General features: G+C 71.4%; 17 protein-coding genes. 7 read left to right on the forward strand and 10 right to left on the reverse strand.

From position 1 onward, the window contains the following. From RC2_RS04050 to RC2_RS04065, 4 genes are read right to left on the reverse strand one after another with little or no spacing between them, the layout of a single operon-like run. Window positions 1-1,299, reverse strand: a complete 1,299-nt coding sequence (locus RC2_RS04050; RefSeq protein WP_068149570.1) for an ATP-grasp domain-containing protein — start codon at window positions 1,297-1,299, stop codon at window positions 1-3. Further along, window positions 1,296-2,099, reverse strand: coding sequence for an O-methyltransferase (locus tag RC2_RS04055; RefSeq protein WP_068149573.1), 804 nt, complete (start codon window positions 2,097-2,099; stop codon window positions 1,296-1,298). The genes RC2_RS04050 and RC2_RS04055 overlap by 4 nt, the downstream gene beginning before the upstream one ends. After that, complete coding sequence (locus RC2_RS04060; protein ID WP_245810978.1) at window positions 2,096-3,349, reverse strand: sedoheptulose 7-phosphate cyclase; 1,254 nt, start codon at window positions 3,347-3,349, stop codon at window positions 2,096-2,098. Before RC2_RS04060 ends, RC2_RS04055 begins: the two co-directional genes overlap by 4 nt. 20 nt (window positions 3,350-3,369) lie before the next feature. After that, the gene (locus RC2_RS04065; RefSeq protein WP_068149577.1) at window positions 3,370-4,041 is read right to left on the reverse strand and encodes an HAD family hydrolase; all 672 of its coding nucleotides are present in this window, start codon (window positions 4,039-4,041) and stop codon (window positions 3,370-3,372) included. A gap of 232 nt (window positions 4,042-4,273) precedes the next feature. Between RC2_RS04065 and RC2_RS04070 the strand changes: the two genes are divergently transcribed. Continuing rightward, a complete protein-coding gene (locus tag RC2_RS04070; RefSeq protein WP_169818394.1) occupies window positions 4,274-4,876 on the forward strand; it encodes a TetR/AcrR family transcriptional regulator in 603 nt (200 codons plus the stop codon). 42 nt (window positions 4,877-4,918) lie between these two features. Beyond that, entirely contained in the window at window positions 4,919-6,214 is a 1,296-nt protein-coding gene (locus tag RC2_RS04075; RefSeq protein WP_245810947.1) for an NADH:flavin oxidoreductase/NADH oxidase family protein, read from the forward strand. Here the strand turns inward: RC2_RS04075 and car are convergent. After that, the gene (car, locus tag RC2_RS04080; RefSeq protein WP_068149583.1) at window positions 6,207-9,698 is read right to left on the reverse strand and encodes a carboxylic acid reductase; all 3,492 of its coding nucleotides are present in this window, start codon (window positions 9,696-9,698) and stop codon (window positions 6,207-6,209) included. The genes RC2_RS04075 and car overlap by 8 nt on opposite strands. A 169-nt stretch (window positions 9,699-9,867) precedes the next feature. Between car and RC2_RS04085 the strand changes: the two genes are divergently transcribed. From RC2_RS04085 to RC2_RS04100, 4 genes are all read left to right on the forward strand, one after another. Next, window positions 9,868-11,271: an ABC1 kinase family protein gene (locus tag RC2_RS04085; protein WP_068149585.1), complete on the forward strand. Its 1,404-nt coding sequence runs from the start codon at window positions 9,868-9,870 to the stop codon at window positions 11,269-11,271. A 95-nt stretch (window positions 11,272-11,366) separates the two neighbouring features. Then, the gene (locus RC2_RS04090; protein WP_068149587.1) at window positions 11,367-12,284 is read left to right on the forward strand and encodes an AurF N-oxygenase family protein; all 918 of its coding nucleotides are present in this window, start codon (window positions 11,367-11,369) and stop codon (window positions 12,282-12,284) included. 12 nt (window positions 12,285-12,296) lie between these two features. Next, the gene (locus RC2_RS04095; protein ID WP_068149591.1) at window positions 12,297-13,811 is read left to right on the forward strand and encodes an FAD-dependent oxidoreductase; all 1,515 of its coding nucleotides are present in this window, start codon (window positions 12,297-12,299) and stop codon (window positions 13,809-13,811) included. A 430-nt stretch (window positions 13,812-14,241) separates the two neighbouring features. Next, entirely contained in the window at window positions 14,242-15,000 is a 759-nt protein-coding gene (locus tag RC2_RS04100; protein WP_139277261.1) for a hypothetical protein, read from the forward strand. 4 nt (window positions 15,001-15,004) lie between these two features. Here the strand turns inward: RC2_RS04100 and RC2_RS04105 are convergent, their stop codons facing one another. The 5 genes from RC2_RS04105 to RC2_RS04125 all read right to left on the reverse strand — a co-directional run bounded on the left by RC2_RS04105 (window position 15,005) and on the right by RC2_RS04125 (window position 21,234). Beyond that, window positions 15,005-16,237: an MFS transporter gene (locus RC2_RS04105; protein WP_245810948.1), complete on the reverse strand. Its 1,233-nt coding sequence runs from the start codon at window positions 16,235-16,237 to the stop codon at window positions 15,005-15,007. A gap of 56 nt (window positions 16,238-16,293) precedes the next feature. Continuing rightward, window positions 16,294-18,108, reverse strand: a complete 1,815-nt coding sequence (locus RC2_RS04110) for an ABC transporter permease subunit (protein ID WP_068149596.1) — start codon at window positions 18,106-18,108, stop codon at window positions 16,294-16,296. Continuing rightward, complete coding sequence (locus tag RC2_RS04115; RefSeq protein ID WP_068149600.1) at window positions 18,105-19,592, reverse strand: ABC transporter substrate-binding protein; 1,488 nt, start codon at window positions 19,590-19,592, stop codon at window positions 18,105-18,107. The genes RC2_RS04110 and RC2_RS04115 overlap by 4 nt, the downstream gene beginning before the upstream one ends. Window positions 19,593-19,684: 92 nt before the next feature. Further along, window positions 19,685-20,455 (reverse strand): ABC transporter ATP-binding protein, encoded by a 771-nt coding sequence (locus RC2_RS04120; protein WP_082895570.1) that lies wholly within the window; start codon window positions 20,453-20,455, stop codon window positions 19,685-19,687. After that, a complete protein-coding gene (locus tag RC2_RS04125; protein WP_211266805.1) occupies window positions 20,452-21,234 on the reverse strand; it encodes an ABC transporter ATP-binding protein in 783 nt (260 codons plus the stop codon). Before RC2_RS04125 ends, RC2_RS04120 begins: the two co-directional genes overlap by 4 nt. Window positions 21,235-21,400: 166 nt before the next feature. Here RC2_RS04125 and RC2_RS04130 point away from each other — a divergent pair, with 166 nt between their 5' ends. Beyond that, window positions 21,401-21,682, forward strand: a complete 282-nt coding sequence (locus RC2_RS04130) for a DUF1490 family protein (RefSeq protein WP_068149669.1) — start codon at window positions 21,401-21,403, stop codon at window positions 21,680-21,682.

Genomic DNA, 21,682 nt, shown 5'->3' on the forward strand with positions numbered 1-21,682 from the left:
TCAGTCACCGCCCTGTTCGACCAGCTTGCCGATGTTGAAGTCGATCCGGCTCCACCCACGTCCGGAGCGCAGGTTGGCCACCAACAAGGACGGGACGTGCAGGTGGTGGAGGAGGAACCACGGCCACGGATCCCACCCGGTCAGCACCGCGTCCCGCCCGCCGACGATGGTGCGGAGTCGGGCGAGCCGACGCGGTTCGGTCATCAGTCGCCACACCTCGTGGTACAGCCAGTACGTGGGGCGGGACGAGGGGAGCGGGGTGATCACGTCGCGTTCGGACCCCAGGTACGCCGCCGCGACGTCGGGATGGTCGTGGAACATCGTGATCGCGGAGTGCGTGCGCGGATTGCACTCGATCGCGAACACCTCGCCGTCCCCGTTCTCGATGAAGTCGAACGAGAACTGGCCGGTGGCACCGAGTTCGGCGACGAACGTCTCCACCCACGTCAGGATGTCCGGCTTGTCGACCATCGCGTAGTTGATCTGGAACGCCGACGACTCGCAGCACCCGTAGACCTGCAGTGATCCGTTCCGCACGGTGCCGTGCGTGCAGTACTCGCGGCCGGTGACGAATTCCTGCAGGATCCACGGATCGTCCTCGGCGATGCCCAGCGAGCGCGCGAACGCGAGGTTGGCCTCCGGGGTCTCGCGCCGCAGCGGCGTCAGGTCCATGCGGCCGACGGGGTTGTAGGCGATCCGCTTGAGCACGTAGTCCCGGCCCGGCGGGAGGTCGATCTCGGCGATCTGCCCGGGGTCGGTGATGCGGTGCGAGTCCGGCACCCGCACTCCGAATTCTCGTGCTGCGTCGGCGAATCGGTTCTTGTCGTCGACGCGTCGGATCGTGTCCGGGTCGGCGTGGACCACGTCCACCGACGGGCCCATCGCGGCCCCTGCCTCCGCGTCCGGTACGGACGAGGCGGGGGACGACACGGGAACGAACACGTCGACGTTCTCCGCGCGCGCCACGCGGACGAGCGCGTCGACGTAGCCCGGGTCCGACGCCTCCGGCACGACGTGGAAGACGTCGACCGCGCGGGAGAAACGATGCGCAGTCCACCGGTACTTCGCGGACTCCACCAGCACCACCCGGTGCCCCGCGGCGTGGAAGGACCGGGCCAGCTGCAGCGACTTGGTCATCTTCCCGCCGTTCACCAGCACGGTGCGGGCCACCTGAGGCGACGACGGCGCCGGCGGGGTGCGTCGGCCGAACACCCGCGCACCCGCGACGATCATCAGGTCGAGTGGGGCGGTGAGGGTGAGCGCCGCGAGGACCGAGACCGTCCGGGCCGCGCCGGTCACGACGACCCCGGGACGCGCGCCCGACGGATCAACGTCACCCCGTCACGGATCGGGATCATGACCTGCTCGAGGCGTGGATCGGCGGCGACGGCCTCGTTGAACGACGCGATGGCGCGGCCGTTCGGGGTGGTGGCACCGCAGTAGGGCTCACCTTGCAACAGGGTGTTGTCGACGGCGACCAGACCGCCCGGACGCAGCAGGTCGGTGGTGAGGAGCAGGTCCAGGTACTGCGCGTAGCCGGGCTTGTCGGCGTCGACGAACACCAGGTCGAACGACTCACCGTCGTGGGCGGCGCGGGCCAGGGTGTCGGCCGCCGGACCCACCCGGACGTCGATGCGATCACCAACGGGCGAGGCCGTGAAACAGGTGCGCGCGAACTCGGCCACGGTGTCGTCGACCTCGCAGGCGACCACCCGCCCGCCGTCGGGCAGCTCCTCGGCCATGGCCAGCGCGGAGTACCCGGTGAACATGCCGATCTCGAGCACGTCCCGCGCACGGGTCATGCCGACGAGGAAGCGCAGGAACCACCCTTCGAGGTGACCGGAGAGCATTTCCTGCTCGAGCGGGCCCTCGGACCAGACGTGGCTCCGCGTCCGGTCCTCCAGCGCGGCCAGTGCGGCCGAGGGCGGGGTGGTCATCGCGTCGAGGTACGGGTCGAGGCCGACGGCGAGGTCCCGAACTCGACGCAGACGGCCCGCCGCCTCCGCCCCCACGGCGGCGTCGTCGAGCGTCCGACAGAGGTCGGTGAGCTCGGCGGCGACGAGGGAGACGGGGGTGACGGGCCGGGGCGCGTCGGTCACGAACGTCGGACCGAACCCCGCGCGCCGGTGCCCGCGGTCGCGTCCACGGCGTCCTCGGCGGCGGTGTACATGTCGACGCCGTCGCCGTCCCGGTCGTACTCGAGGCACAGCTTCTTGTGCAGGGTCAGCGCGTCGGTGAGCTCGTCCGTCCCCAGATCGTTGAGGAAGGCGCAGGTCCCGATGGGTGCGGGCACCGCGGCGCGCAGGATGCCGTCGCGCGTCTTGAGGATCGACGCGGTGGCGTCGGTGAGCAGTTCGGGCGTCAGGTGGTCGGAGTCGAGTGCGAGGCCGATGCTGCTCATGACGCCGAGAACGCGGTCGCGGTCCTGCGCCGTGATGTGGCCGCGCTGCTCGGCGATGGTGGTCGAGAGGGCCATGTCGATGTTGATGGCGTGCCCGTGGAAGAACGGCGCCGGCGGCGTCAGCTCCAGGGTGGGACTCCAGGTGTGGCCGAACGCGATCACCCGGTCGAGGTCGATCTCGTGCAGGTTGGGTGCTTCGAGCTCGAGCATGGTCTCGATCGCCTGGTACGTGAGGCGGTGGGCGACGTCCCGCAACTCGGGGGTGCCGTCGACGTGGCCGAACCGGGTGCGCAGCAACTCGGGACCGTACTGCTCGAGCATCTCGAAGATCTCGAGGTTGCCCACCACCGAGATCTTGATGAGCTCGGCCATGCCGTTGCGTACCTGATCCTCGGGCAGCGTGGCCAGGAAACCGAAGTCCAGCAACACTTTCTGCGACGCGTGGTAGGCGCCGAGACGGTTCTTGTGCTTGCCGTAGTTGACCGCCACCTTGATGGACACCGAGGCGTCGATCAGGCCGATCAGCGTGGTGGGGATGCGGATGTACGGCGTGTTGCGGCGGTAGCTGGCGCAGGCGAATCCGGCGACGTCGGTGGTGAGGCCACCGCCGACGACGAGAACCGGCTCGGTGCGCACGAGGCCGAAGGAGTCGAATTCTCCGACGATGCGCTCGAACGTCTCGAGGGACTTGGCGGTCTCCGCGATGTGCACCTCGACGACGGTCAGGTCGATGCCGTGGTGGTCGAAGTAGGCGCGAATCCGGTCGCCGTAGTGCTCGAGCACCGACTCGTCCACCACCATCAGCACCCGGCCGTAGGGCCGGTAGCTGTCCGCCAGTTCGGTGTTCGTGGTGTCGAAGACGCCGTCGACGTACACGAGGTCGTACTCGATCTTCTCGTATCCCTCGACGTGGAAGCTGCGGTCGCTCGAGGTGACCTGTGCCTGCATGTTGCTCACTGCTGATTCTCCTAGGATCGCGCCGATGTCAGGGATTCGAGACGGGCGGGGTCCAAGGACTCGACCTTCTCGGTGGCCGAGGTGAAGGTGCCGTCGGCGGTGTTCTCGTTGGGGAAGGCGACGACGGTGATGCCGGCGGCCGTGGCGGCCGCGACGCCGCCCTCGTTGTCCTCGACGGCGACGCAGGCGTCCGCGGACTCGCCGAGACGCTCCAGCGCGACCTGGTAGGACGCCGGATCGGGCTTGCCCTGCGGGGCGTCGTCGGCGCTGAGCACCACGTCGAAGTGTTCGCGGGCGACCGTCGGGGCCAGCGCCGAGAGCACGGCCTCGACGTTCTCGGCCGAGGTGGTGGTGACGAACCCGAGCTTGGTGCCGGAGGCCCGTGCCGCCTCGACGGTCTCCGCCACGCCGGGACGTGCGGTGGCGCCGCGCTCGGCCAGCAGGCTGCGGAACTTCTCGGACTTGGTGGCGTGGACCGCGGCGGCGTCGACGTCCTCACCGCGGGTCTGCGCGTAGTCGGCGATGCGCTGGGCGCCGCCGTTGGACCCGAGCATCGACCGGTAGTCCTCGCGCGACCAGGACCAGTCCAGGCCGTGCTGGGCGAAGGCGTCGTTGAACGCGGTGCGCTGGAGCTCGGACGTGTCGGCGAGCGTACTGATGGAGCCGAACAGAATGGCGGACATCGAGGACCTTCCTTCGGTGACGCGCCGGTCCCCGGAGGACACCTGCGCGGCGGCGCCGATGCGCCGCGAAACGTGGTGGGGTGGAGACGGTTCGAGTCACGGTCGGTCGATCGTGACTCACAGTACAGTACTGAACCAGCCGTTCAACTGAGAAGGCCGAACCGGCGTCGGCAGGTGATTCGCGTACCTTCGTCTCTCACGAGGCGAGCAGATGAGGGAGGTGACGAACGGCGTGGACGGATCTCCTGACGATCACAGCATCGACGGTCGGGGTCGAAACCAAACCTCTGCCGAGGATGCCCGCGTCGCGCGCACACGTGCGGACGTCTCCGCCGCCGCCCTCGAGGTCCTGACCACCGAGGGGTGGGACGCCGTCACCCACGCGACGGTCGCCCGCGTCGCCGGCTACTCCAAGACCACGCTCTACACCCACTGGCCGTCCCGCGTCGATCTCCTGGGTCTCGCGCTCGACGTGCTGGGGGAGATGCCGCACCACACGCCCACCGGCGATCTGCGAGCCGACCTGATCGGCGAGATGACGGTCTTCCGCGACGCCGTTCTCTCGCTCCGACTCGACCGCATCCTGCTGGCACTCGCGCACTGGGGAGCGACCGAGGACGACATCGCCCGCGTCCGGTCGCGCCTCGTCGCCGACGGCGAGTCCGTGGTGCGCGCGGTGCTCGGGCGCGTCACCTCCGGCACCCGCCTGGACGCGGCGGTCGCCATGTTCTCCGGCGCCGTGGTCTGTCCCGTACTGATGTACGGCGAGACGCCGGCGGACGAGGTGGTGGCCGCCGCCGTCGACATCGTCCTGCACGGCGTGGGCACCGACTGAGCGCCGTCCGTCCCCGTCACTCGTCGAAAGAGGTCGCCGTCCGTGTCCGAGCCCGTGTCCCGGTCCGAGCCCGTGTCCCAGCCCCGCTCCCTGCCCGACCCGCTGACGCTGCCGTGCGGAGCGGTACTGCCGAACCGCACCATGAAGGCGGCGCTCAGCGAGTCGCTCGCGGCGACCACCGGGGCGCCCGACGAGCGGCTGCAGCGGCTGTACCGACGCTGGGGCGCGGGTGGGTACGGACTGATCCTCACCGGCAACGTCATGGTGGATGCGCGTTACCTCGGTGAACCCGGCAACGTCGCCGTCGAGGACGACCGGCACCTCGACGCCCTGCGGTCGTGGGCGTCGGCGGCCGGAGCGCACGGCACCCCCGTCTGGATGCAGATCAATCACCCCGGCCGACAGGGGAATCCGGTCACGACGGAGGGGCGCACGGTGGCGCCGTCGGCCGTCGGTCTCGACATCCCGGGCATCCCGGCGCCCCGAGCGCTGACCGACGCGGAGATCGTCGACATCGTCGAGCGTTTCGCGACGACGGCCGCGATCGCCGAACGCGCCGGATTCGACGGTGTCGAGATACACGGTGCGCACGGCTACCTCATCGGGCAGTTCCTCTCCCCGCACACCAACCGCCGCACGGATCGGTGGGGCGGTTCGATCGAGAACCGGGCACGGTTCCTGCTCGAGGTGGTCGCCCGCGTTCGTGAGCGCGTGAGCCCGACGTTCGCGGTGGGACTGAAACTGAACTCGGCGGATTTCCAGCGTGGGGGGTTCGAGGAGGGGGAGTCCCGCGCGGTGATCGCCATGCTGGCGACGACGGGTCTGGATCTGCTCGAGATCAGCGGCGGCAGCTACGAATCGCCGGCCATGGTGGGCAAGGGCGTCGCATCGTCGACGGTGGCCCGCGAGGCGTACTTCCTCGAGTACGCGGCGACGGTTCGCGAACTGGCCGGGGCCGTGCCGTTGGCGGTCACGGGTGGGTTCCGCACGCGGGCGGCGATGGACGCGGCTCTCGCCTCGGGCGCCTGCGACGTCATCGGTCTCGGCCGTCCGACCGCAACCGACCCCGACGCCGCGCGTGCCCTGCTGGAGGGCACGGTGTCGACGCTGACCAGCGCGAACACCTCGGTGCCCGTGCCGCGTGGTCTCGCCACCCGACGCGCGGTGCGCACGGTCGACGGCGTGCTCGACCTGCAGTGGCACACCGATCAGTTGCACCGCATGGGGGCCGGACTGGACCCGGACCCGCATCACTCGCGAGTCCGGGCCCTGGTGGGCGCCGCCCGGCGCAACGGCATCGACGCCTTCCGCAGTCGACGCCGCCGCTCGGTCAGCTGAGCTGCAGGGAGACGATGTCCAGCGCGCCGAGGTCGCGCACGTACTTGGCGACGAGGTCCGGTCCGAGATGCGGAATGTCGCTCCACCGCGGGGCGAGGGACTCGCGCACCGCCGCGCGGAACCGCTCGGCCGGGATGGGTGAGCCGTCGAGCGGCGGCGTCGGCTCCCGGTAGGCGTGGATCAGCGGCAGCACGGAGTGCGACCGCATCGGCTCGGGCAGCGCGGTCAGCGCGTCGTGGAACCGGCGGTACCACTCGTCGTGGTCGTCGATCCTCTCCACGGACACCCCCGCGTCCTCCAGCCAGTCGATGACCGTGTCCCACGAGATGCCGTCGTGATGCGGATTGACCACGTGGTACGTCCGGTAGCCCCGACGATCGCGATGGCCGAGTTCGGCGATCGCGGCCGCGGTGAAGTCGACCGGTAGCCCGTCGTAGTGGGCTCGCGGCCGCTCGCCCGCCGACGCGGAGTAGAAGGTCCGCGGCGCCAGCGAGCAGGCCGTGACGGACGCGAGGGTGCGCGTGAAGACGTCCGGCACGTTGACCTGGCCACGCCAGCGCGGATGCGCGAGGATCATGTTGGACCGGAAGACAGTGACGGGCAGACCCACCGCGTCGAAGGTGTTGCGCAGCAACACCTCACCCGCCCACTTGGACGTGGCGTACCCGTTCGCGTAGTCCCCGCCCAGCGATCGGCGAGGACTCTCGATCCGGATGTCGCCGTCCTCGGTCAGCGCCTCGACACCCGCCGCGACCGCGACGGTCGAGAGGTAGTCGACCGGCTTGAGGTGGTGGGTGGCCGCCAGACGGATCACCTCGGCGGTGCCGCCGACGTTGGGAGAGAACATCTCTCGGTACGGCAGGGCATGGTTGACCATGGCCGCGGGGTGCACGATGTGATCCACGTCCTGCGCCAGCCGGGTCCACCGCTCGTCGGACAGGCCGAGGCGCGGTCGGGCGACGTCGCCGACCTCGATGTCGAGACGGCGGTTCGCCAGGTCCGTCCACCGGTCGCGGAGCTCCGGGTCGACGGCGTGCTCTCCCGTCACACCGAACGTGGCGTCGAGTCGTCGGCGAGCGTCCTCGGCCGAGCGTGCCCGCACGAGCGTCACCACGCGGCCGTCGACGGCGTCCATGCGTTCCAACCAGTCGAGCAGCAGGAACCGACCCAGATACCCGGTCGCGCCGGTCACCAGGACGGTGCGCACGTCCTCTCGGGGGCCGTCGGCTCGACGCGCGGCGGCCTGGAAATCGGGGCCCAGAACGCGATCCGGGGTGAGATCGTCGGCGACGACCTCGTCCGGGTCCGCGCCGTGGACGCTCTCGAAGGTGAGCGTCGAGTCGGTGTCCCCGGACTGCGCGGTCGCCCGTCCCCGATCGATGGCGGCGGCCACGTCGGCGAGATCGGCGGTGGGCGAGACCACCGCCGTCACGGGCACCTCGACGTCGACGAGGTCGCGCAGCATCGCCCCGAACGTCACGGCCGACAGCGAGTCGCCACCGAGATCGGTGAACCGGTCGGTGGCCGCCACGTCGTCGTCCGGCAGCCCGAGCAGTCCGGCCGCCGCGCGTCGCACCACGTCGACGGTGGGGATCGTCCCGACGGCCTGCCGCAGGGCCTCGAGCCGGTCCCGCCCACCGCCGTCGATCTCCCGGTACCGCGCCTCCAGGGCATCGGCGTACCGCGCCGAGATGGCCGGTCGCAGTTGCTTGTTGGCGCCGGACAGCAATCCGTTGGCCGTGGTGAACGGCTCGTCCGCGACGACGACGTCGCGGGGAACCTCGTAGGACGCCAGCCCCTCGCGGCGGGCGATCTCCTGGAGCGACGTCAGCACGTCACGCGGAGTCCGTCCGGCGGCGGGAACGACGACGGCGAGGACGTAGGAACGGGTGCCGTCACCGTGGACGTGGATCTGGTCCACCGCGTCGGACGCGGCGTAGACGGCGTCGAGATGGGACAGGGCGACGAACTCGCCCTGAGCGAGCTTGACCACGTTCTTGCGGCGGTCCACGTACTGCAGCCGGTCCGGACCGATCTCGGCGAACACGTCGCCGGTGCGGTAGAAGCCGTCGTCGGTCATCACGCCGGCGGTGGCGTCGGCACGGCGGTAGTACCCGGGCGTCAGGGACGCGGTCCGCAGGAGCAGTTCGCCGCGCGGGTGGGGCCGGTCGCCGGTGGAGTAGCCGAGCTCGGGAACGTCCTCGAGGCGGTACTCGAGCACCGGGGGCCGCATGAGCACGCCGTCGATCAGGACGTGTCCGGCCTCGGTGGAGCCGTACATGTCGTGGACCGGCACGCCGAGCACGTCGGAGACCGTGGCGACGGCGTCGGGCGTGGCCGGTGCGGTACCCACGACGGCGGACGCGACCCGTCCGCCGAAGATGCGCTCGCGCAGGTCGGCGTGCACCTCCGCGCGCACGTCGTCGGCGGTGCGCCCGGTCTCGCGGACGCGTCGGTCGACGGCCGCGTCCGCTTCGGACCGCACCAGGTCGCACACTCGGGGGACGAGGAGGACGGTGGTGGGGCGCGCGAGGGCGAAATCCTCGAGCAGGGTCGACAGATCGGATGTCGCGGCGAAGTGCACGGTGCCGCCCGCTGCGAGGGTGGAGGTGACGAGCGCGCGGCCGGCGAGGTGACTCATGGGCAGGTAGTCGAGCGTCACCACCGGACGGGGTTCGGCCTCGGGCGCGCCGAACGGCCCGGTGCCGTCGAGCAGGGTCGCCGCCCACTGCCGAGCGACGAGGGCATCGGTGTGCATGGCGCCCTTGGGGGTTCCGGTGCTGCCGGAGGTGTAGACGAGGGCGGCCAGCCGATCGGGATCCGGGGCGAGGGTCGGCAGGTCGACGGTCGGTGCGTCCGCGCCCGCGGCGCGGTCGAGGACGTCGGTGAGGGGAACGACCTCGACGCCGTCGGGGACGGCGGCGCGGGCCTCGGCCAGGCGGTCGAGATCGTCGTCGACCCGGGCGTCGTGGTTCATGACGATCACGGCGGCGACGTCGGATCGGGTCGCGAGGGCGGCCGCGGTGCGCAGGTGCTCGCTGTCGACGACCAGTGCCGTCGGCCCGGCCTCGGCGGCGATGTCGACGAGCCGGTCCACGCTCGCGCCGGTCTGCAGCGGGAGAGCCACGGCACCGAGTCGCACCGTCGCCAGTTCCGCGACGACGTAGTCACCGCTCGCGAAGCCGAGGGTGGCGAGGGCTCCGCCGGGGGACACGTGGTCGACGAGGTGGCGCGCCAACGCGCCCGCGCGCCACCACAGGTCGGCGTAGGTGAGCGTCGCGACGTCCTCGATCGGTTCGGCATGGCGGCGTCCCGACTCGTCGGTCACCACCCGTCGCGCGCGCACGGCGACGGCGGGACGGTCCGCGTACTCGGTCATGACCGTCTCCACCATGCGGTGCAGGTCGGGCGCGGCGTCGGCGAGGTGCTCGGAGACGGCCGGATCCGGTGCGGCTGTGGTCACGTGCGGTGCGGTGGTGGTCATGTCTTCCCCTCCCAGAAGTCGTTACCTATGCAAACGTATGCCCGTTCCAGCCGGTCGCGCCAAGTGACCTGCGACACGTCGTGCCCGAAATGCGTTGTCTGCGTTGTCTGTCCGGTCGCGACGCCGGGGAGCCTCGTCCCGCGCGATCGCCCGGGCGATACTGGGCCGCGTGTCGGACAAAGTGCCCACGTCACGGGTGGTCAGAGGAGCCGAGGTGGGACGCCTGGTCGCGGGCCGGACCGCCCGAGGCGCGGTCCTGCGTGTGCGCATGGCGGGGCGGACGGACGAGCTCCGCGACGCGCTCGCCGAGAAGGAGGCGGTGCGCGCGGCCGAACGCCTGGTCACGGTGCTCGGAGGGCTGCGCGGTGCCGCGATGAAGCTGGGTCAGATGCTCTCCACGCTCGACCTGGCCTTCGTGCCCGAGGAACATCGGGACCAGTTCCAACGGCGGCTGGCCGACCTGCTGGACCGCGCGCCGAAAGTGGCGTTCGACGACGTCCGCGCGGTGGTCGAGGCCGATCTCGGTGCCCCGCTGTCCGATCTCTTCGCGGAGTTCGACCCCGTACCGATCGCTGCCGCGTCCATCGGTCAGGTGCATCGCGCGGTGCTCTCCGACGGTCGCGTGGTGGCCGTGAAGGTCAAGTACCCGGGTATCGACGCCGCGGTCCGGGCGGACCTGAAGAACCTGTCGTTCTACGTCAAGCTGCTGCCGGCGTCGATGCCGATGCTGTCCTCGAAAGCGGTGGTCGAGGAATTGCGGCGCAATCTGGAGGCGGAGCTCGACTATCCGGCCGAGGCACGCACGCAGAGCCGGGCGGCCGACCTCTTCCGCGACCATCCGCACTTCGCGGTGCCCGACGTGGTCGCCTCGCACTGCGGCGAGGCCGTCCTCACCACGGAGTTCGTCGACGCGGTGCGGTTCGAGCGCATCCGCGAGCTGCCCGACGAGGAGCGGGACCGCATCGGCGAGACGATCTTCCGGTTCTACGTGGGATCGCTTCATACCCTGGGTGAGTTCTGCGGCGATCCGCACCCCGGCAACGTGCTCCTGGCACGGGACGGGCGGGTGACGTTCGTCGACTTCGGTCTCTACATCCACATGAGCGCGTCGGACATCAGGTTCGAGCGCGACTGCCTCCGCGCCGCCGTGGAGGGGCGCGGAGACGATCTGCACCGCCTGCTGGCCGATCGCGGCATTCTCGATCCCGAGGCCCCGACCTCACCGCAGGACTGCCTCGACTACGTGTCCGCGGCAGCGGAGCTCAGCCTGACGGATCGGCGGGTGACGGTCACGCCCGAGATGGCCGGCGCCTGCTTCGTCCTCGCGGTGGACCCGCGCAGTGGCAACTTCGGGGCGATGACCAAGCAGTGGCTGCCGCCCGAGCACGTGTTCTCGCGTCGGACGGACTTCCTGACCTTCGGCATTCTCGGACAGCTCCGCGCGACGGCGAACTGGGGCGCCATCGCACGCGAATGGCTGTACGACACCGAGCCCACGACGCCGATCGGACGTGACATCGAGCAGTGGCGGCAGTCGCGGACACGGTCGCGAGGGCGGTCGCGACCGAGCTGACCTGCAGTGCACCGGCGGCAGTGTCCGTGACGAAGAGTATCTGATAATGTTCGTCACACCTACAGACGACCGGTGCCGTACGGAAGGACGCGTTCATGACCAGCACGCTCGAACCCGCCACCAGAGCCGACCTCGGCCGCGAGCCGGAGGACGTCGCGGCCCGCCTGCTCGATTCCGCTGCCGCCCTGTCGTACGACCCCATGTCGGAGGTGGACTGGGAGGCTCCGCTGGACCCCGACCACTTCGGCCTGAACCCCGAGTGGAGCACGCTCTACGGCACCCCGTTGTGGGACGAGATGACGCACGAGCAGCGCATCACCCTCACCCGGCACGAGGTCGCGTCCATCATGAGCACGGGCATCTGGTTCGAGATGATCCTGCAGCAGATGGTGCTCCGCGATCAGTACTGCGGGAAGTACGCCGAGTCCGACTTCCAGTTCGCTCTCACCGAGATCGCCGACGAGTGCCGTCACTCGCTGATGTTCGCCCGGGCGTGCCGCACGATGGGGATCGAGGCCTACGTCCCCCGCCGCGCCAGCCGTGAGCTGGGCCGCCTCTTCAAGACGATCGCCGTGTCCGAGGCCGCGTACGGCGGCATCCTCGTCGCCGAGGAGGTCCTGGACGTCATGCAGCGGGACTGGATGCGCGGCGAGAACGTCCTGCCGCTCGTGCGCACCACCAGCAAGATCCACGTGGTCGAGGAGTCGCGGCACATGACCTTCGCCCGCGCCCAGATGCGCGAGCACATGGTGGGCACCTCCGCCGTCCGTCGCCGGTCGGCCGCTCTGCTCATCGCCATCGCGGCCCGGGTCATCGTGTCCAACATGGTCAGCCGGGACGTCTACGCCGCAGCCGGGCTGGACGTCGACCGCGCCGTGCGTGCGGCCAAGGCCAACACGCACCACCACGTCATGATGCGGACCTCGAGCCAGCATCTGATGGCGTTCCTCGCCGACTGCGGACTGCTCACCAAGCCGGCGGCGGCGATCTATCGCACCGTGCACATGCTCTGAGGCGCGTCACCCATGGCCTTCGCGATCACCCAGAACTGTTGCAACGACGCCTCCTGCCTGTCGGTGTGTCCGGTCAACTGCATCCATCCGACGCCCGACGAGCCGGACTTCGGCACGACGGACCTGCTCTACATCGATCCGCGATCGTGCATCGACTGTGGGGCGTGCGCCGACGCCTGCCCCGTCGACGCCATCACCCGGGTGAACCGCCTGACCCCCGAGCAGCAGGTGTACGCGGAGCTGAACGCCGACTACTACCGGGATCGGCCGATCGACAACGCGTGGGGCGCACCGCGTTTCCCCTTGCCGACCATCGGCGACGTGCAGTTGGATCGGGTAGCGGTGATCGGGACCGGTCCGGCCGCGTGCTACGCGGCCACGGCCGTCCTGCGTCAGACGAACGCACGCGTGACCTTCTACGAACGGCTCTCGGTGCCGGGCGGACTGGCCCGGTTCGGCGTGGCGCCCGACCATCTCGGCACCCGCCGCATCGGTGAGCACTTCCGACCGCTGTTCGCGCATCCGCGCGTGACGGTCCGGACCGGGGTCGACGTCGGCGTCGAGACGAGTGTCGACGAGATCCGCGCTGCGCACGACGCCGTGATCGTCGCGGTCGGCGCCGATCGTGACCGCACGTTGCCCTGGGTGGACCCGGAGGGCGCGGCTCCCTTCAGTGCCCGCACCCTGGTCGGGTGGTACACCGGGCACCCGGGCGTCGCTGCGGACGCCGTCGACCTGCGCGGGGTGCGCCGAGTCGTGGTGATCGGCAACGGCAACGTCGCGCTCGACGCCGCGCGCATCCTCACCGCGAATCCGGAGTCCCTGGTGGACACCGAGATCGCGCCGCACGCACTGGCGGCCCTGCGGAACGCCGACGTCGCCGAGGTGATCGTGCTCGCCCGGCGCGGACCCGATCACGCCGCGTTCACCCGCCCCGAATGTCAGGCGCTGGTCTCGCGGCGCGAGGTCCCCGTGTTCGTCGCGGGACCCGGCGCCGCCGAATCGGCCGCGGCGCTGCCGTTCTCGGCCTCCGCCGCACCGCTCGCCGGGGTGCCGGCCCTCGATCTCGCCGATCTCGGCAGGCCCGTCGGGTCCGCCGGGTCCGGTCGTCGCATCGTCTTCGCGTTCGGGGTGGACCCCCGAGGTCTGGAGACCACCGACAGTGGTGGCGTACGCCTGACGGCGCGGGCGACGGACGGCTCCTCGGTCGTCGTCGATGCCGACCTCGTCCTGCAGGCGGCCGGCTACCGCGGTGCACCCGTGCCGGGCCTGCCCTTCGACGAGGAACGCGGCACCGTTCGGAACCTGGACGGTCGAGTGACGCGGGAGGACGGCTCCGTCGTGCCGCGTACCTACGTGGTCGGCTGGGCGAAACGCGGTGCCACCGGCGGCATCGGGGACAACAAGGCCGACGCGGAGGCGACCGTCGACGCGGTGATCGCCGACTCCGTGCGCACCCCCGCCGGGTCGGGATCGGGTCGGGTCCGTCGCCGACTGCCTCTGCTCCCGGTGTCCCGTCGGTCCTGACTTCCCCTCGCCGGCACCGGCCGCGCCGCCCTCTCCGACGGACGGCAGGTGGGCTGCGGCGCACCGTCCGTCGTGCACTTCTCGCGCCATTGACGCCACCCCGCCCCGCGGGTTTCGGCGAACCATTCCCACAGGTCGGTACCGTCTCGTGGCTGCCGCTGTTCCGGCGATGAACCATTCCCGCTTTGGTGCTCCAAAACAATCGCTCACCCCGTTTTGTAGGGCATAATCAGCGGGCACCCCGTGATGTCGACGCGATTTCCTGCTTGTTGTGTGGGTCGAGATCGTGACATCTCCCTATGAATCGGTCGATCTTCCGGTCGGCGGGACAATCGGTGTGTGAACCATTCGGGCGCCGTCCGAATTGTTCGGTCGGGCGCCGATGTCGGCGATCCGGCACGTTCGTGCCCGTTGCCGCCAGGAGATCACCATGACCGTTCTCGCTCCCCTCTCAGCGTTGTACGACGACCGGCCTCCGGCCCGCGCCGCGGGATTCACGACCCGCGCGTCGCGGGGAGCGACCCGGCTGGACGACCCTGCCAGCGGCACGACGCTCGTGATGAGCACGCCCGCCATGGACCGCGCTCTGTGGGAGGAGTACCTCGATGCGGCGGATGCCTCCTACTCGCGGCACGGAGTGTCGGTGGCGCTGGACGCAGCACGGGTCCGCGACGGCCGGGACACCGCGGTGTTCTTCGCCGCGATCGATCGGTCCGGAACGGTCGTCGCCGGCGTGCGAGGGCAGGGCCCGTACCTGTCCGCGCAGCAGTCGCACGCGTTGGTCGAGTGGGAGGGCAACGCGGACCGACCGACGGTGGAGGCCCTGATCTCCGACCGGCTGCAGGACGGGGTGGTCGAGATGAAGTCGGCCTTCGTCGGGACGAGCGCCGACTCGCCCGGCGCGCTGTCGGCTCTCCTGTCGCGCACCGCACTGCCCACCATGGTCTTCACCGGAGCGCGCTTCGTCATGGCGACGGCGGCCGACCACGTGCTGCGTCGTTGGGAGTCCGGCGGCGGCCGCGTCGTCGACTCCATCGCGCCCGCGGCCTACCCCGACGATCGCTACCGCACCCGCATGATGTGGTGGGACCGGGACAGCCTCCACCGGGACGTCACCCCCGACGTGTGGAACCGCATCGCCACCGAGACCGAGGTGCTCACCGGGCGGGACATCGTCCGGGCCGCCTGACCGGTCAGTTCCGCTCGAGGGCGTCGACGCGCGTCGCGACCGATCGCAGAATCGCGGCCGCCGCGAGGGGGAGCACGGCGGCGAGCAACCAGGGTGCGGCAGTGCCCATCGCGCTGTCGGGCACCGCGTCGACGACCGCGCCCAGCCCCGCCGACCCCACCAGGACGCCGACGCCGCCGGCCGAGGCGAGGAATCCGTAGTACGCGCCGAGGGTGCGATCACCCGCCAGGACGGGCACGAGGTCGCGGGCGAACGGCATGGCGATCATCTGACCGAGGGTCAGCAGGACGACGAAGAGTGCCGGTCCGATCAACCCGACCCACCCGGTTCCCCCGATCATCGCGGCCACGCCGGCCACACCGAACGCCGCGGCCATGACGACGAACCCGACGGGGAGGATCGCCCGCAGCGGTCGACGACGGGTCGCGCGGGTGAGGGGCATCTGCGCCGCGACCACCAACAGCGACGACGCCGCGAACAACCACCCGAGGGGCGCCTGCGAGCCCCACACCTGGTCGACCCGCAACGGCAACAGCAGATAGAGCTGGTTGTAGGCGATCAGCTGCACGCTGGTCGCGAGCGCGAAGACGAGGAACAGCCGGTTCCGCGCGACGATCCGCCAGTCCTCGAACCACGACGTCGTCGTCTCGGCCGGCCGACGCGCGGGCAGCATCACCGCGTGGGTGACGGTGACGGCCACGAACACCACCGCGGCGCACAGGCACGCCACGCGGAAGTCGACGAGCAGCAGCGCGGACCCGATCAGCGGTCCCGTGAAGGAACCGATCTGACCGCACACCGTGAACAGAGCGAACGCATCCAGTCGGCTCTGCCCACCCGCCTGCTCGCTGACCGACCCCTCCACCGCCACAGCGGATTCCACGGCGGGGGAGAACAGCGCCGCCGCGACTCCGACCAGCACGGTGGCCACCAGGACGGCGACGAGGGAGTCCGCGAAGGCCAACCCGACGAAGCCGACCACGCGAACGGTGCACCCCGTCAGGATCACCGGCCTGATGCCCACCCGATCGGCGAGCGTGCCCCCGAGGAAGAACAAACCCTGCTGCGAGAACGTGCGCACACCGAGGATCAGCCCGACCGTCGCCGCACCGAGTCCGAGATCGCCCGTCAGGTGCACCGACAGGTACGGCAGCACCATGAAGAATCCGACGTTGAACGCGAGCTGCGTGAGCACGAGCAGGCGCACGGTGGCCGACGCGGCACGCAGATCGGCCACGGGAAGTGCACGCGCCCAGCGAGATCGGTGATGCGTGGACGGCACGGTACGAGCGATCACGGCGTCGCGGCAACGGGGGTCGGCACGGCGCCCGACCCTACCGAAGCGCCCCCGCGTCCGGTGAACCACCGGCCGGGCGTTCCGGGCGCGGACGCGAGCGACGACGCGGCCACGGCGGTGACCGACACCAGCATCAACGACACCAGCGGTGCGGCAGCGACCCAGGGTGCGCGCTCGACCGCGGCGACACCGTCCGCGAGGACCAGTCCCCAGTCCGGACTCGGGGGCGTCGGGCCGAGCCCGAGGAAACCGAGGGCCGCGAGTGCCAGCGCCACCCCCGGCAGTCGCAGCAGTGCGTGCCGGACGACGGTCGGGATCACCGCGGGCAGCACCGTCCCCCACAGAATGCGCCTGCGACTCGCCCCGAGCGCGGGCAGGACGGCCACGTACGGGCGGGCGCGGACCTCCGCGACGAGGGCGGCCGTGTGCGCGGCGAGCGGTGCCCAGGACACGAGCAGCACCGCCAGCGCGGCAGCGGCGGCGCTCGGGCCCCAGATGGAGGCGACGAGCACGCCGGTGACGACGGGCGGCGCGGCATTGGAGACCTCGATCGGTCCGACGAACACGCGGGGCGCACAGCCGAGCACCAGTCCGATCACGACGGCGGCCGCGAGCACGGCCAGCGACGTGCCGATCGTGCCGACGGCGCCGTGCGCGACGCGGGCCAGGACGTCGCGACCGGACGCGTCGGTGCCGAACGGGGCCGACGCCGAGGGCGGAGCGTACTTCGCCGTCGACGCGGCATAGGGGTCACGTGACCACCCCGCGACGACGATCGCGAGAACGCCGAGGGCGCCGGCGACGGGGACGACGACGTGGCGCCGTCGGCGCACGAACCGAGCCGTGGGCACGGGGACCGCTGCGTCGTGGATCGACGCTCCGAGCAGAAGCCGCCGGACGACCGCGGCGGTGACGCCGAACGCGACGCTGACGAGGAGGAGCAGTACGACATCGGCCTGCAGGGCGGGCAGGTCCTGCGACCGGGCGTCGCCGAGCATCGTGCGGCCCAGACCGGGAATCGCGAAGACCTGTTCGACGGCGACGGCACCGCCCAGCAGGGCGACGGCCACGAGGGCCATCTGCGACGTGACCGCCGCGGTGGCACGCCGGAGAACGGCACCGGCCGTGCGACGACGCGAGATCCCGGCGGCGGTCCACGTGACCACCCAGTGTTCGGTGCACGCCGAGGACACCGCGTCGGCCAGCAGTCGGCCGAGAAGTCCGCCCGCCGGCAGGCCCAGGGCGAGCGCCGGGAGGATCGCCGACTGCGGTCCGGTCCACCCGTACGGCGGCAGCGCCAGATAGAGACTGCCGACGACCACGCCGACGGAGGCCAGCAGGAACTCCGGCGTCGAGGTCAGCGCGGCGGCGGCGAGGCCGGACGACCGCCGCGGCGCTCCCGTGACCCCGGCGCGCAGAGCCGGGGCGACGAGCGCGGCGGCGACGATCCCGGCGACGAGGGCGGCACACGCCATCAAGGTCGCCGACACGCCGAGGGCGGCGACGGCTCCGGGCAGGACGTCGCGACCGGTGTTCCACGACGTTCCGAAGTCGCCGCGCACGACACCGCCGAGCCACCGCAGCATGATCGCCTCCGGTCCGTCGGCCAGTCCCAGGTCCGCGCGCACCGCGTCGAGCGCTTCCGCAGTGGGTTCCTGTTCCGCCGACCGCGCCCGGAGGATCGACAGAGCGGGGTCGCGATCGGACAGCCACGGCAGAAGGCCCACGACACCGAGGAGCGTCGCGGCGGTCAGGACCCGCGAGAGCGTGGCGATCGGAGCCGTCGCTCCGCGCACGTGTCCGCCGGTCACGACAGGGCGGTCTCGGACGTGATCAGGGCGCGCTCACGGGGGTCGCGGGCCACGTCGGAGACTCGGCTCGACTCGCCCTGCATCACGCGCTCGTGCAGCATCGGCACCGCCGCGTCGCGCTCCAGGATCGACCGCTCGGCCTCGAGGATCGCCGACCGGCGGGCAGGACCGGGCTCGCTGGCGGCGGCGTCGGCAAGAGCGCGATCGACCGCCGGATCGCAGAACTGGGCGATGCCGAACGAGCCGTCACAGGCGAAGTCCGAATACAGGTACGCGGCGGGATCACCGGAGTCGAGGACGGTCGCGCGGGACAGCACGAAGGCGTCGAACGCACCCGCGAGGGCGTCGGCCTCGATGAACTGGTACTCACGAACGACCTGCTCGACGACGAACCCGCGGGCCTCGAGTGCCTGCTGCAGCAGCACCGCTACCTCGGGCAGTTCCGCCCGGTCGGTGAAGGTGGCGAGGGTGATGCGCCGTCCGGCAGGGTCTCCCGCCGGCGCGGGGGTGCGAGCCGGTCGGTCCTCGGACCACGGGATCGCGGGACCGAGCAGCCCGCGGGCGACGTCCGCGCGGCCCTCGTAGACCTGATCGACGATGCGGTCGGCGTCGACGGATTCCCGCGCGGCCGCCCGCATGGCCGGATCGGTGAACACCCCGGCGCGGTTGTTCAGGTACAGCGTGTTGGTCCGCGGCATCGGAACCTCGTGCACCAGAGCGGGATCGACCGACGCGGCCTGCGCCACCGGGACCGCCTCCACCACGTCGGCGGTGCCGCTTCGCAGAGCGGCCACGCGGGCCGTCCCGTCCGGGACGAAGTCGACGTCGATGCCCGCGAGGCGAGCCGGCTCTCCCCAGTAGTCGTCGTTGCGGTCGAGGGTGGCGGTGGACGTTCCGTTCACGGCCGTGAGGACGAACGGGCCCGTGCCGTGACCGACGGGGTCCACCGGTCCGTCTCCGGCGTAGGCGGCGGGGGCGAGCACGGCGAGCTGTGGACTCGACAGTCGTTGCGGCACCAGCGGATCCGGAGTCGCGGTGGTGACCGCCACCGTGTCCTCGTCGACCGCGTCGGCGGTGAGCTCCACCCCGTCGAGGATGCGCGGCTTGGGTGCCGCGGAGGTGGCCGCGCGCAGCATCGTCACCACGGAATCGGACGTGAGCGCGGACCCGTCGTGGAACCGCACGTCGGGGCGCAGGTCGAACGACCAGGTGCGGTCGTCCACCCGGTTCCACGCGACGGCCAGCGCGGGCTGCGCCTCACCGAGATCGTCGAGGGAGACCAGGGTTTCGGCCGTCGACCATCGAGACAGCTTGAACGCGTCGTCACTGAACGGGGACAGCGCCGACCGCGGCGGCTGCATCATGGCCAGCCGCAGACGATCGTCGGAACCCGCCGGGGCGGCGGCCGAGAAGCAGCCCGCGAGCAGGGTTGCCGCGGCGCCGCCGGCGACGGTGGCGAGCAGGGGTCGGCGAAGCCGGACCATGGGTGACTCCTGGTGTCGGAAGGGGTGGTGACGTCGGTGACACAGGTGACGTCGGTGACCTGGACGGGACTGGACGGGTCGAACGAATCGGGTCAGCGGGCGGGAGTCGCGAGATCGAGGCGCGGGACCGCGGCGACGAGGGCGCGGGTGGTCGGGTGAGTCGGTGCGGTCAGCAGATCGGTCACGGGGCCGTCGTCGACGACGCGTCCGTCCGCCATGACGAGCAGGCGCGTCGCGATCCGCGCCGCCACCGCGAGATCGTGCGTGACCAGAAGAATCGCCGTGGCGGGGTCGAGGCGATCAAGAAGGGAGAGGACGACGTCGCGCGTGCCGCCGTCGAGCCCGCTCACGGGTTCGTCCGCCAGCAGGTAGCGCGGGCGGCAGGCGACGGCTCGGGCGAGGGCGACCCGTTGCTTCTGTCCGCCGGACAGCCGATCGATCCGCGCCGTGAGGATCGATCGTTCGAGGCCCACGGACTCCACCGCCTCGCGGGTGCGGGCTCGGCGATCGGTCGGAACGTCGAGCCAGCGCAACGGGGCGGACACCGCCGCGGCCACCGTGCTGCGCGGGTCGAGGGATGCGCCGGGGTCCTGGGGAACGAACTGCACGTCCCGTCGGAACGGCCGCAGTCGGCGTGCCGATCCGGGGCGAACGGGCCGACCGTCCAGCGTGACGGTGCCGGCGTCCGGGGCGCGTAGCGCCAGGAGTGCACGCAGAACACTCGACTTGCCCGAGCCCGACGCGCCGACCACGGCGACACGATCGCCCGGTGCGAGCCGCAGCGTCACGTCGTCGACGGCGATCGTGGTGCCGTAGCGCACGCTCACCCCGGTGGCCGCGAGACCGGTCGTTCGCGGGTTCACGAGGCGAGGGCAGCAGGATCGGGCGACGGTGTCGACAGGGCGCGGGCCCGCTCGACGAGGTCCGCGGTCACGGGGTGCGCCGGACGGGTGAGGACGTCGCGGACGGGGGCGTCCTCGACCACTCGCCCCGCGTCGAGCACCACGACGCGCGAGCAGAGCGCGGCGGCGATCGCGAGGTCGTGGGTGACGAACACGAGGCCGCGGCCTCGATCGGCGGCCGTCCGCACCGCGTCCACGACGATGCGTGCGCTGACGACGTCGAGCGCCGTGGTCGGCTCGTCGGCGACGAGGAGTGGAGTGTCGGAGGCCAGGGCGAGGGCGAGGCAGACGCGTTGGCGTTGGCCACCGGACAGTTCGGCGGGCCGGCGTGGGCCGATCACCGCCGGGTCGAGGTCCACGGCGCGGAGCACGGAATCCGCTGCGGTGGTGCGGATCTCGAAATCCGAATGCCGTGCGCGCAGTGCGAGTTCCAGGTGGCGACGCACGGTGGTCACCGGTTCCAGTGCGGCAGCGGAGTCCTGGACGACCAGGGCGGCGCGCGCCCGCGCGGGTCGTCGGGCGATCGGCACGCCGGCCACCGGGATGTCGTTCACCCGGATCGATCCCCGCACCGTGAGATCGGGGGCGAGGCAGCCGGCGATCGCGGAGGCGGTGAGGGACTTGCCGGATCCGGACCGACCGACCAGAGCGACGCGTTCGCCGGCGGCGAGCGAGAACGTCACGCCGGCCACGAGGGTGGTCCGGCCCGCCGAGACGGTCAGGTCGGTGACGTCCAGCACGGGGAGGTGTCCTTCCGCAGATCGGGGCGAGGTCGGGGAGGTGGACCCACACGACAGTGACAATCGTTGTCGACTGTAGGGTGCGGTCGACGCCCGCGCAAACCAGGACGTGGGCCGGTACTGTGCGTCACGCGTTGTCGAGACCGTGTACGAGGAGGCGCTTGTCATGTTGGGCCCGTTGATCGGCAAGGCGGCATCCACCGTCGTCACCGGCATGGTGGGAGTCGCCGCCTGGAACGGCGTGAAGAAGGCCTACGACCGTGCACCGGTGCGCGAGGCCGCGGTGCGGGTCACCGAGGTCGGGCTGCGCGGCGTCCGCCGAGCCGAGGTGCGCGCCGAATCCGCTCGTCTCGCGATGTCCGACGTGGTCGCCGAGGCCAAGGACCGGATGGGCGAGGACGTGCGTCCGCCGTCGGCCGACGCCCGCGGGCACGGGCACGACCACTGA

This window comes from Rhodococcoides corynebacterioides NBRC 14404 (assembly GCF_001894765.1).
In the GTDB taxonomy this organism is placed as follows: domain Bacteria; phylum Actinomycetota; class Actinomycetes; order Mycobacteriales; family Mycobacteriaceae; genus Rhodococcoides; species Rhodococcoides corynebacterioides.